The following is an 11769-nucleotide window of genomic DNA, read 5'->3' as shown; positions in this document are numbered from 1 at the left end:
CACGCAGATGACCGCATCACCCCAATGACGATGGGCCTTGTCAGCAGCCTGCTGCAACAACGGCATGCCCTCTACCGCACAATGCTGGCGATGGAAGTGATGGCCTTGGTGGGCCTGCGCGGCCTCCAGCAGGCACCACGGCTGGTGAGCGTGGTGTATCTGGTGATCTCCGCTGTTGCCGTGCTGAGGGACTCTCCCCTGCTTCGCCAGAACCGCCTGGATCCCTCGGCCACCCAAGCGCTGCCCAGCGCCCTCGGACGCCGGGTGCAGCGGGTGCTGCTGCGCCGGCAGCGCCTGGTGAACTTCTGGATCGCGGCCCTGGCCGTGGAACTGCTCTGGCAGGCCGCACTGGAGATCAACCCCAGCCTGGCCGTGCAGTTGAGCGTGCTCCATCTGGTGGTGTGGCTCAGCCTGATGTTGGTGGTGCTCTGGGGCCTGGTGAACGCCCTGGCCGAAGAACCGGTGTTCAACGGCGACCTGCTGATGGGGGCCGCAGCCGGGTATCTGCTGGTGGGCTTCACCGGCGGCATCGTGCTCAATTCGCTGCTGGTGCTCGACCCGGCGGCCTTCAACCTGCCGGCCCATGGCCACGCCCTCCCCGATGGCATCGGCCATGCACCGGCCTTGCTGGGTGCCGCCTTCTCCAGTCTCACCACCATGGGCAGCCCGGTGCTGAATAGCGGCAGCCTCACCAGCCTCACCGCCAGCGTGGGGATCACGATCGTGGGCCAGCTCTATGTGGCCATCCTGATTGCCGGGGTGCTGGGAAAACCCAGGGTGCTGGGCAATCAGAAGGCGGCGGACACGCCGAGTCAACCCGCTGCCGCACCGGAAGCTGAACACCCCAGGGGGCAAAGAGCTGCTGCGCGAATCAGACTGCGCCGACCCAGGCGCTGATCTGCATCACCGTGGCAATGCGCAACCACGTTCTGGCCCTGTTGTGGCTGGGGCTGATCCCCGCCCAGCTGGCCCCGGCTGCGCTGTCTGCCCCACGGCCTGCATCGCTTCCAGGCCAACCGCGGCCAACCCAAAGCACCGAGCTGCTGGAGCGCAGCTGGCAAAAGCTGGATGCGCAACTGCGGGCGCTCGATCAGCTGCTCCCCAGCGAGCCCGAGCCCCCGGTGGGCGACGTGCTCAGCACACCGGAGCTGCCCGCCAACCTGATCCGGGCCAACCAGCCTGCCAGCGGGCCGATCCAACCCGCCGACACGGTGGCCGGTCCGCCCCTGGATCTGCCCACCCCCCAGCAGCTTCAGGCCAGCGGCGTCGCCAGCCTCAGCCTGGAGCAGGCCCTGGCCATCGCCTTTGCCAACAGCGCCACCCTGCAGGCCCAGCGCGAGCAGGTGGCCGCCGCCCTGGCCAGCCTCCAGGCCGCCATGGGCAGCTACTGGCCCACCATCAGCGCCTTTGCCAACGGCGGCTACGAGGGCGCTCGCAGCACCACCACCTCCAACAAGCCCAACGACAACTTGGGCTTTGGCCCGCTGTTTGACCCTGCAGGGCTGCTCGACTCCGCCGGAAAACCCACCGCCGGACCCTTCTATGTGCCCAACGGCGGATCCGCGGCGGCCACCTCCGGGGAATGGGGCGTTGCGGCAGGCCTGCAGCTCAACTACGCCCTGCTCGACTTCGCCCGCACACCCACAGTGCGCGCAGCCCGCGCCAGCCTGGAGCAGCAGCGCAACACCTACGCCAACCAACTGCGCTCCCTGCAACTGCAGGTGAGTGAGGCCTACTACCAGCTCCAGCAGGACGAGCAGCTGGTGCGCGTCTACGACGCCAACCTGCGCAACGATCTGGTGATCCTGCAGGACAGCCTCGACCTCAAGCAGGCGGGTCTGGTACCCAGGCTCGATGTGCTGCGGCGCCGGGCAATCCAGGCCTCCGACGAAGAAACCCTGATCCAGGCCCTGGCCGACCGGGCGGTGGCGCGCCGGCAGCTGGCGGTGCTGCTCAACCTGCCCGCCAGCGTGACGCCCACCCCGAGCGACCCGATCGTGGTGCAGCCCCGCTGGCCCCTCGATCTGGAAGCCAGCCTGCTGGCGGCCTACCGGGGCAATCCCGAACTGGAAGCGATCCTGGCCACCCGCACGGCCCTGGCCCAGCAGAGCCAGGCCACTGCTGCCGGGCTGCTGCCGAAACTCTCCCTGTTTGCCAGCGGCGGAGGCAGCAGCTCCCAAAGCAGCCTGACCAACTTCGACATTGGGGGAGGGGGCTGCTGCGGCTCCACGGCCCTGCCCTTGAGCACCACCAACGGCTGGGACTGGTCGGCGGGACTCACCCTCACCTGGCTGCTGTTTGATGCCGGCACCACCGCAGGCCAGGCGCGAGCCCTCGCCAAACGGGAGGCGGCCGCTGCCCAGCAGTTCGCCGCCACGCGCAATGACATCCGCCTGCGGATCGAGCAGGCCTTCTTCAACCACGAGGCCAGCCTCGCCAAGCTCAGCTCAGCCCGCCGCGGCGTGGCCGCGGCCCTGGAAGCCTTCCGCGATGTGCGGCTGCGCTATCTCACCGGCCTCGACAGCGAACTCAATCTTTCCAATACCCAGGACCGTCTGATCAACTCCTTGGTGCAGCGGCTCAACGCCACGGTGGCCGTCAACATCACTTACGCAAAGTTGTTGAAGGAGCTTCTGCCGATGCCCCGGGATCCCAACGCGCCGATCCAGCCGCAATTGCAACTCACCCAGCCGCAGCTCAGCAGCAGCGCCACAGGCCAACCCTGAGCCGAAACACCACCATGGCCTTCGCCCTGCCAGTCCTGAGCCCCCTGTGGCGCAACAGTTTGCGGATCTGGCTGGCCGCCACCCTCACAATCGGGATTGTGCTCTGGTCGGGGCGCATTCAGGCGCTGCCGTTGGCCCTGGTGATGGTGGTGTTGTTCGTGAATGAAAACGACTTCACCCCCGCCCGCAGCATCAGCCAGCTGGTCGCCGGCGTCCTGATTGGCATCGTCACGGCCACCGTGTTGCATGAGCTCTCCACCAACTGGGTGGTGCTCGGGATCGCCCTGCTGCTCACCGGCACCCTGGTGCGCATCCTGGGGCTACTCAAGGGCCTGGGCACGGGCTACATGGGGTGCTGGGCCCTCGACTTAATGCACCGGGGCAACGAGGTGAACTGGTCGCTGATCTTCAATCTGGCCTTCGCAGCGGTGCTGGGGATCCTGATGGCGCAGATGGCCACCTGGGCCCTCTGGCCACGCCGGCCCCTACAGCAGCTGCCCGCTCTGGAAGCCCGGATCGCCAGCCAGCTTGAGACCCAGATCCGGGCGATGCAGCAGTGGTTGGGCAGCGGTGGTGCGCCCCCACCGGTCCTGCGATCTCAGGATCTGCTGCCGGGCATCCAGCAGTTGCAACAGCTGCGCGACCAGGATCAAGGCATCGCCATGCCCTGCCACACCAAACGCCTGCTGTCCCGCTGGGCCCAGGCCGGCAGCCTGTGGAGGCAAGTGTTGCGCCAATGGTTGCTGCTGGAGCCGCTGCTGCGCCAATTGGCCACCCCCCTGCCAGACAACACCCCCCAGCCGCTGCTCCGCAGCGCGCTCGGCGATCTGGCCGAGCGCTTGCAAGTGCAGACCAGCCTGGCTGCGGATCTGAGCAACACGGAGCCCAACAACGTTGAGCTGAGCGACGCACAAACAGCTCAGCTCTGGCTGGAGCAAGCCAGCAGCCTGGGCGCCCCCCTGCCCCTGCTGCTGGCCATCGGCCAGCAATGCCAGGCGCTGCAACAACTTCTCCACAGCCGGGCCTTGCTCAACGCCGCACTGGCCCAGCTCTCGGCAGCGCAACGATGATCAGCCCGGCCCTGAGGGACACCCTCCGCCTCGCCGCCACCGTGACATTGGTGAATGGCTTCACCAACCTCACGGGCCTTCCCTTCGGGTTTTATGCCTCCCTGGCGGTGTTAAGCGTGACCGTGGGCACCTACGGCAACACCCTTGAATTGGGCCGTCAACGGCTGATCGGCACCACCGTTGGCGCCATCGTGGCGTTCTTCGGCTACCGAGCCTGGGGCCATCTGCCGCTGATGGTGGCCCTGCCGCTGGCTCTGCTGCTGGCCCGGCTGATTGCCGGCTCCCTGCGGCTCACCGTGGGCTACAGCGTCTGCTGCTTCGTGGTGGTGATGGGCTGGCTGACCCATGGGCAACAGCTCGACAGCTGGATCCCCCTGCGCCTGTTCTGGACCGCCTTCGGCATCCTGATGGCCCTGCTCAGCCTGCGCCTGTTCTGGCCCTCCAGCGCCCGGATCCAACAGCGGGAGGGCCTGCTGCAACTCCTCGTGGATCTGGGCCATACCCTGCAGCAAGTGGTGCAGCGCCCGCCTGCAGCGATCCAGTCCCAGGCGCAACGCCGCCGCGAGCTGGGGCAACAGATCCGCAACCTGCGCACCACGCTCTTGAGCTTGCGAGGTCAACGCCAGGGCGCCCTGCTGGGACTGGGCACCCTGGCCAGCCAGCATCCGATTGCAAGAATATGGGCGCTGCTCGACCAGGCCAGCGAAGCCCTGATCCTCGATCTCGATGAGCTGCGGCGTCTGCCCAATGCCGACTGGCAGGGCTGGGGGCTGCAGGGCGACTACGCCGCCGGCCTGAACTTTGTGCAGGTTGTGGTTGAGCGATTGCTGAGCTGGCAACAGCAACTGAGTGGTTCTTCCCAGCTGCACCCACCGCCGAGCCAACCCCGACCGGCGCTGCCTCTAGAGGCCCTGCAGTCGCCCGAATCCAAGGCTGCCCATAGGCGGCTCACCCCCGAGCAACTGCAACGGGTGGCGTCGCAATGGATGGTGCTCAACCGGATCGACCACACCCTGAAGAGCACCGAACGCCAATGGCGCGCGATCGTGAGCTCAACAGCCCTGTGAGCGCAATAGCACTGCGAGCTGAGGGCTCAGGCGTTGGGCCGTGACGACCACCAGCGCTCGACGCGATACAGCAGCACCACCAGCAGCACAACCAGCCAGAACCACAGCTCCGGCGGGTTGGCGTTGAACAGGATCAGCAGCAACACCACCTCGCTGACCAGCCAGGGAAATTCCTGACGCAGCAGGGGGTTGCGGATCTGGAAACGGGGCTTGGCGTCCACGGGGCGGGTTACGAAACAGTGTTGGGCTGGCGCAGGAAGGGCAGGTTCCAACGCAGATCGATCCAAGGGGTGCGGAAGCCGCCGGTGAGGGAGCGCAGGCCCGGAATCACATAACTGATCGGCGAGCGCCACTCCACGTAGGCATGGGTCGACACCGTGAGGCCGTCGCGGATCGGGAACACGCCGCTGCCCCCCGAGAGGGTCCAGCGGTAGCCATCCACGCTGGAGGGATCCCGCTCCAACTCGATTTCACTGCGCATCACCGGACCGTTCTTGGTCAGCGCCTGGGCCAGCTGCGCGTTGCCGGTGGTGGTGGAGATGTCGTCCTGGGTGGCGGGCAGGGTGAGCACCTGCGTCACCTTGCCCACGATGCCGCCGAAGCGGCCGCGCTGATTCCACTGCGGCACCACCTCCACGGGCAGCCCCAACGGCAGGCGGCGGGCATCGGCGGGTGCGAAGTAGGACACCACCCGCAGCGGGCGGTCTTTGGCGCTGGGTTGCTCAGGCCGGCCGATCGTGCCCAGCCGCTGGCCAGTGCCGACGGTCTGGCCGGCGATCACCTGCAGATCCAACACCGTGCCATCCCGGTCGGCATGCACCTTGCCGTCGTAGCCGATCTTGGCTTCGGTCACCTGGATCTGACGCTTGAGATCGTCGATCTGATAGCGGCGCTGCAGAGCCTGGGTTTCGATGTTGAGCTTCACCTGCTGGTAGTTGGTCACCACGTTCTTCTCGTTGATCTTCACGTCATCGAGATTCACGCTGGTGCTGGTGAGCCCCTGCTCCGCCGACACCACCTCGGTCGAGAGCGGGGCCACAACCTCGCGCTGGGCCAGCCAATCCAGGTTGCGCAGTTTGCTGGAGTACGTCGACTGCAACGCGCCGTAGCGACGGCGATCGTCGGAGAACTTGGCCAGAGACGTGTCCAGGGCCCGCTTCTCGGTGAGCAGCCGCAGGGCATCCCGCTCATCGAGCATGGCGTTGTGCCGCTGCAGTTGGCGCAGGTTGCCGCGCTGCTGGTCGAGCTGACGCTCCAGCACGGGCAGATACAGCTGCATCAGCACCTGGCCGCGCGCCACCGACTCACCCTCCTTGACGAACACCTCCCGCACCTGGCCGCCAGCACGGGCGTTGAGGATGCCGGCGTTGTTGGGGTAGATCATCACGCCCATGCCTTCCACCTCTGTGGGCACGGGCCAGAACAGGGCCCACAGCACCAGCACACCGCCCACCCCCGCTAGGCTCACACCCACCTGGTTGTGATCGCTCAGCCCCTGCCAGCGCGTCTGCATCTGCTGCCATTGCCGGCGTGGCCACGGCTGGGCAGTGGTGGGAGTGGCTTGAATCATGGCGCCCAGCTTGCAGGATTCAGCGACACCTGTCAGCCCCCACCTGATCGGGCCGCCCCAGGCCCAGTTGGTGCAGGCGCCGCGTCGCCGCTTCCGCCTGTGCTCCCCCCGACACCAGGGCCTGGGCCAGCAGTGGCGCCAACACCGGCACTTGACTGAACCCCGCACTGAAGCCGGTGAACACCCACAAGCCAGGCGCCGCCGCCAGCGGACCCACCAGCGGCACCCCCTCGCTGCAGAAGGCCACGGCCGCCTGGCGCAGCTGGCCCGGCAGCCACGCGAGGGGCGCCCCCCAGGACTGGCCCGCCAGCCCCTGGCGCAATTGCTGCTCCACCTCCACAGACGATGGCGGTGCTCCCAACTCCAGGCCCGGCCGCACCAGGGTGTGCTGGCCCAGCAGGGCCCCATCGACCCAGGGCACCAGGCCGCTATCCACCAGCCACTCCGGCTGGCTCAAGCCGGCGGCGCGGCGCTCCAGGCCGGCCCGCCCAAAGCTGACCGGCAGCCAGGCAGTGGCTCGGCCCAGGTGCGCCGGATAGGGGGCAAGCTCCAACACCGCGGCCCAGCTGCTGCGCAGGCGCGAAGGCAGGGCTGACCAGAGCTGGCGGCAGTGGGCGCCCGCCGCCAACACCAGCTTTGAGGTCTGCAGGCTGGTGCCATCGCTGAGGTGCAGCTCCCAGCCAGCCGTTGGCTGGGGATCCAGGCGCTCCACACGGGCCGCTCGGCACATCACACCCGCCGCAGCCAGCACCAGCGGCAGGCGCGCGACCAACACCGCCGAATCCACCTGGGCAAACGGCAGCGGCCACCAGGCACTCAGCGCCCGCAACCCGGCGCCCCCAACGTGCAGCCGCAAGCGGCAGGGCCGCCAGCCCAACGCACCATGGCGCCGCTGCAGCCGGCACCAGCGCCGGGATGCTCCCGCCGCCAAGCGCGCCAGGGGTGTGGGGGCCAGGGGCCAGCCGGGCAGGGCGCCATAGCTGATCGCCGACGCCGAGCACAGGCCACCTTGGGCTGAGGGTGAAGAGGTGGCATCGACCACGGTCACCGATGCCCCGAGCTCCCGCAATTCCAGGGCCAGCAGGCCCCCAGCCACCCCACCGCCGACGATCACCACATCGGCGGCGAGGGGAGCGGCCGTCACACCAACAGGGTGAACGAGGTGACCACCTGGTGGAACATCTCCTGCACCTTGCCCCAGCGGCTCTCGTTGGTGCTGGCGGCAAAGGTGTAGAGGCGGCCCCGGTCGAGCACCACGGTGGCCAGCTCGTGGCGGTCGCGGTCGTCGAGGTGCACGGCGTATTCCAGGTCGTAGAAGGTGCGGGGGCCCTCCTGCCGCTCCGACGCTTCCACCAACTCGGCGGCCCGGCCGCTGCCCTCGGGGGCAATCACCGTGCGGCGCAACTGCTCACCCACGGCCACGGCGCTGCCCAGCTTCTCGAGATCATTGGTGGGATTGACCTCCGAGATCACCAGGCTGAGGGTTTCATCGCTGTTGATCAGGTCGTGAAACACCACCTGGGGGCCGCCACTCACCTGCACCCGGGTCCAGCCGGTGGGATAGAGGAAGGCATAGCGCCCATCCGGGCTCTGGAAGCTATTGAGCCCAGCCGCGGCGGCGCTGCAGGACACCAGCACCCCAGCCAACAGCACGGCTACCAGGCGCGGCAAGAGGTTGCGAACAACAGCCAGGTTGCGGAGAACAGCCAGATTGCAGGAAACAGCCATGGCTCGGATCATTTGCGTGGCGCCATTCTGCTGGGCCATCAGCATGGGCCCGATCCACCCATCGCAGCGATGCCCCGCCAGCAACGTTCGGCCCGTCGGTCGCAGCCCGATGGCCCACGGCCACAAAACTGGGCCCAACGGCAGCAACGGCGCCACGACTCCCGTTTGTTCCGGCTGCTCGACGGCTCCTTTGCCTTTCGCCTCGCGCTGTCGGCCGGCAGTGCCCTGGCCCTGCTTCTGGTGGTGAACAGCTACGCCACCTGCCGCAACCAAAACTGGAGCGAGGGCTGCCTGTTTCGGGATGCCGAGGCCCTGATCAGCGTCGGCAATGTGGAGTCGCTGAGCATCGTGACCGCAGCGTTCCTCTACCTACTGGAAGGCCACAAGCGCCGCCAGCGCGAAAACATGGAGGCTTATGAGCTGTTGCAAACCTGCAACGCCTCCGGAGCACGATGGTTGATGGGTCGCATCCACGCCCTCGAGAGTCTCAACAGCGCCGGCCTGTCGCTCGCCGGCCAGCAGCTCGCCGGCTTCGATCTGCACAACCTGCAGGCCCCCCATGGCGACTGGCAGGAGGTGAATCTGGAAAACAGCGTGCTGCGCCACGCCAACCTGGCCGGCACCGATCTGCGCGGCGCCAACCTGCGCGGCTGCGATCTGCAGGACGCCAATCTGCGGGGGGCCAATCTGCGCGACGCCAACTTGGAAGGGGCACACCTGACAGGAGCCCAGCTGGAGGGTGCTGACCTCAGCGGCACCCACCTGGAGGCCGCCAGCACCCAGCCCGCCTGACGGGCAGGCCTGCCACAATTCGATCTACTTGGAGCGGAACGCTGAGCGGCTTCACGCGCCCGTTGGCCCGGCTGATCGACCAATTCGAGCGGCTGCCCGGCATCGGTCCCCGCACGGCCCAGCGCCTGGCCCTGCACCTGCTGCGTCAGCCCGAAGAGCAGATCCGCAGCTTCGCCGACGCCCTGCTGGACGCCCGCAGCCAGGTGGGCCAGTGTCAGCGCTGCTTCCATCTATCGGCCGAACCCGTCTGCGAGATCTGCCGAAACAGCGAGCGCGGCAACGGCCAGCTCTGCGTGGTGGCCGATTCCCGCGACCTGCTCGCCATGGAGCGCACCCGGGAGTTCAAAGGGCACTACCACGTGCTTGGCGGCCTGATCTCGCCGATGGATGGCATCGGGCCGGAGCTGCTCCAGATCCAACCGCTGGTGCACCGGGTGGATGCGGAGGGCATCAGCGAAGTGATCCTGGCCCTCACCCCAAGCGTCGAGGGCGACACCACCAGCCTCTACCTGGCCCGCCTGCTCAAGCCCTTCACTGCGGTGAGCCGGATCGCCTACGGCCTGCCCGTGGGTAGCGAGCTCGAATACGCCGACGAAGTCACCCTGGCCCGGGCCTTCGAGGGACGGCGCCGGGTCGAGTAGCTCCCATGACCCGCTACAGCGCCATCCCCCCTGCTGAACGGCTACCTGAGTGGCTGCGGCGTCCCGTTGGCAACGCCTCCGCGTTGGAGACGGTGCAGGGCTTGGTGAAGCAGCAGCGGCTGCACACCATCTGCGAGGAGGGCCGCTGCCCCAACCGGGCCGAGTGCTACGCCTCCGGCACCGCCACCTTCCTGCTGGGGGGCCCGATCTGCACCCGCAGCTGTGCCTTCTGCCAGGTGGAGAAGGGTCAGGCTCCCCACCCCGTGGATGCCGGCGAAGCGGAGCGGGTGGCCGAAGCGGTGGCCGCCCTGGGGCTCTCCTATGTGGTGCTGACGGCCGTCGCCCGCGACGACCGGGCCGACCACGGCGCCAGCCTGTTCACCACCACCATGGCCGCCATCCGGCGCCGCACGCCCGGAGTTGGCATCGAAGTGCTCACCCCCGACTTCTGGGGCGGCCATCGCAACGAACAGGAGGGGTTGGCCGCCCAACGCCAACGGCTCACCGCGGTGCTCGCCGCCCAACCGGCCTGCTTCAACCACAACCTGGAAACCGTGGAGCGCCTGCAGGGCGAGGTGCGCCGCGGTGCCACCTACCGCCACTCCCTGGGGCTGCTGGCGGCCTCCCGCAACCTGGCGCCGCAGATCCCCACCAAGAGTGGCCTGATGCTGGGGCTGGGCGAAACGGAAGCGGAGGTGGTGCAGACACTGCGTGACCTGCGCGGTGTTGATTGTCAGCGCCTCACCCTGGGGCAATACTTGCGCCCATCCCTCGCCCACATCCCGGTTGCCCGCTACTGGAGTCCGGCGGAATTCGAGCAGCTGGGCGCCATGGCCAGGCAGCTTGGGTTTCAGCAGGTGCGCAGTGGGCCGCTGGTGCGCAGCAGTTATCACGCTGCCGAGGGCATGGGGTAGGGCCAACCATCGGCGCTGGTGGATCGCCCTGCTGCTGCTTCTCACCGAGCACGCACTCCCAGGCCGATGCGATGTTCCGCCAGAACCCCATCTGATCCAGGCCGAGGGGCCCAGCCTGAATGAGTGGCTGCGGGTACCCGACTGGCTGCAGCTGCAGCTGCAACTGCAGGCCCAGCCGCTGGCCAATCCCGTCGGGGGGAACCGCCGCAGCGCCAGCTGGATGCAGCAGTTGAGCCTGGAGGTGGTGGCCGGGCCAGGCCTGGCCACACCGCCGCAGCACTGGCGAGAAGCCGACCACTGGCGCACCAACCTGCAGCTGATGCTGTTCAGCGGCGACGCCAACTACAACGAAACGATCGGGGCCGCCTTCCCCCTGCAGAGCACATCCCATCCCACCGGTCTATGGCTGACGGAAGCCAGCGTGGAGCGGCACCCAGGCCCCAACGGCGTTGGCATTAAGGCGGGTGTGTTTTCGCTGGATCCGGGCTTCGTCAGCGCACCAGTGCTGGATGCCTACGTGCACTCCGCGCTCAACGACACGCTCAACCTCAATGTGAGCGGTCTGCCGATCAACCCCTACAGCGCTCCGGGGCTGCAGCTGCGTTGGCGACCTGAGCCAGCAGGGCGCTGGGGCGAATGGCGATACGGCGCCTTCCTGCTCGACCCCGAGTTCAACCTGGCCTCGCTGTTCGGGGTCAACCCCGACCAAGCCAGGCTCAATGGGCACACCCAACTGCTGCAGTGGAGTTTCGAGCGGCTGCCGGGGAGCGACGCCCTTCAACAACCGATTCGCCGCGGCGATCAGCTGGTGAGCCGCCAGCTGCCGCCGCCCCTACTGCAGATCGCCACCGGCTACCTCGACAACCGCAGCACGGGCAATCTGGATGGCGCCGCGGCCGCCACCCTCACCCTGGCGGCACCGCTCCCGCTGGGGCTCGACAACCGGGTGTGGCTGGGGTTGAACGCCGGCTTCAACTGGGACACCAATCCCGTACCCCTGTTTCTGGGCGGCGGCTGGCTGACGCAGGGGGTGGTACCAGGCCGCCCGCTGGATGTGCTGGCCCTCGGCGTTGGCAGCAGCCGCTTCAGCCCCACCCTCTCGCCCGGCCAGGGCAGCGAAACCGTGCTGGAGCTCAACTACAGCTGGCTGGTGAACAGCAACCTCAGCCTCCAGCCGGTGCTGCAGCTGATCCTCAATCCCAGCGGCAGCAACGCCGAGCCGATCCTGGCCGCCGGCCTGCAACTGCAGCTGCAGTTCTGA

At 67.9% G+C, this 11769-nt stretch carries 12 protein-coding genes; 8 read left to right on the top strand and 4 right to left on the bottom strand.

Translation table 11 applies throughout. The annotated features are described in order from the left end of the window. Window positions 1-24: 24 nt before the first annotated feature. The 4 genes from KBY57_RS07685 to KBY57_RS07670 are packed head-to-tail and all read left to right on the top strand — an operon-like array spanning window position 25 to window position 4863. Window positions 25-897, top strand: a complete 873-nt coding sequence (locus tag KBY57_RS07685) for a hypothetical protein (protein ID WP_254995293.1) — start codon at window positions 25-27, stop codon at window positions 895-897. A 17-nt stretch (window positions 898-914) separates the two neighbouring features. Beyond that, window positions 915-2726: a TolC family protein gene (locus KBY57_RS07680; RefSeq protein WP_254995396.1), complete on the top strand. Its 1812-nt coding sequence runs from the start codon at window positions 915-917 to the stop codon at window positions 2724-2726. 14 nt (window positions 2727-2740) lie between these two features. Then, a complete protein-coding gene (locus KBY57_RS07675; protein ID WP_254995292.1) occupies window positions 2741-3796 on the top strand; it encodes a hypothetical protein in 1056 nt (351 codons plus the stop codon). Further along, on the top strand, window positions 3793-4863 hold the full coding sequence (locus KBY57_RS07670; RefSeq protein WP_254995291.1) for an FUSC family protein: 1071 nt from the start codon (window positions 3793-3795) through the stop codon (window positions 4861-4863). The genes KBY57_RS07675 and KBY57_RS07670 overlap by 4 nt, the downstream gene beginning before the upstream one ends. Window positions 4864-4889: 26 nt before the next feature. Here KBY57_RS07670 and KBY57_RS07665 read toward each other — a convergent pair whose 3' ends face one another. The 4 genes from KBY57_RS07665 to psbP are packed head-to-tail and all read right to left on the bottom strand — an operon-like array spanning window position 4890 to window position 8161. After that, entirely contained in the window at window positions 4890-5084 is a 195-nt protein-coding gene (locus tag KBY57_RS07665) for a hypothetical protein (RefSeq protein ID WP_254995290.1), read from the bottom strand. An 8-nt stretch (window positions 5085-5092) separates the two neighbouring features. Further along, window positions 5093-6433, bottom strand: a complete 1341-nt coding sequence (locus tag KBY57_RS07660; protein WP_254995289.1) for an NHLP bacteriocin system secretion protein — start codon at window positions 6431-6433, stop codon at window positions 5093-5095. Between the two features lie 19 nt (window positions 6434-6452). After that, window positions 6453-7577 (bottom strand): FAD-dependent oxidoreductase, encoded by a 1125-nt coding sequence (locus tag KBY57_RS14190; protein ID WP_315859783.1) that lies wholly within the window; start codon window positions 7575-7577, stop codon window positions 6453-6455. Beyond that, window positions 7574-8161: a photosystem II reaction center PsbP gene (psbP, locus tag KBY57_RS07650; protein ID WP_254995288.1), complete on the bottom strand. Its 588-nt coding sequence runs from the start codon at window positions 8159-8161 to the stop codon at window positions 7574-7576. The genes KBY57_RS14190 and psbP overlap by 4 nt, the downstream gene beginning before the upstream one ends. Window positions 8162-8230: 69 nt before the next feature. On the opposite strand from psbP, the gene KBY57_RS07645 reads away from it, so the two are divergent. From KBY57_RS07645 to KBY57_RS07630, 4 genes are all read left to right on the top strand, one after another. Continuing rightward, window positions 8231-8953, top strand: a complete 723-nt coding sequence (locus tag KBY57_RS07645) for a pentapeptide repeat-containing protein (protein ID WP_254995287.1) — start codon at window positions 8231-8233, stop codon at window positions 8951-8953. 62 nt (window positions 8954-9015) lie between these two features. Beyond that, window positions 9016-9594 carry a recombination mediator RecR gene (gene recR, locus KBY57_RS07640; protein WP_409995998.1) on the top strand — a complete coding sequence of 193 codons (579 nt, stop codon included), beginning with the start codon at window positions 9016-9018 and terminating at the stop codon, window positions 9592-9594. Window positions 9595-9599: 5 nt separating this feature from the next. Further along, the gene (gene lipA, locus KBY57_RS07635; protein ID WP_254995286.1) at window positions 9600-10508 is read left to right on the top strand and encodes a lipoyl synthase; all 909 of its coding nucleotides are present in this window, start codon (window positions 9600-9602) and stop codon (window positions 10506-10508) included. A gap of 220 nt (window positions 10509-10728) precedes the next feature. After that, complete coding sequence (locus tag KBY57_RS07630) at window positions 10729-11769, top strand: carbohydrate porin (protein ID WP_254995285.1); 1041 nt, start codon at window positions 10729-10731, stop codon at window positions 11767-11769.

The organism is Cyanobium sp. Aljojuca 7D2, assembly GCF_024346415.1.
GTDB lineage: Bacteria > Cyanobacteriota > Cyanobacteriia > PCC-6307 > Cyanobiaceae > Cyanobium_A.
This window is presented reverse-complemented; position numbering and strand designations above follow the sequence as displayed.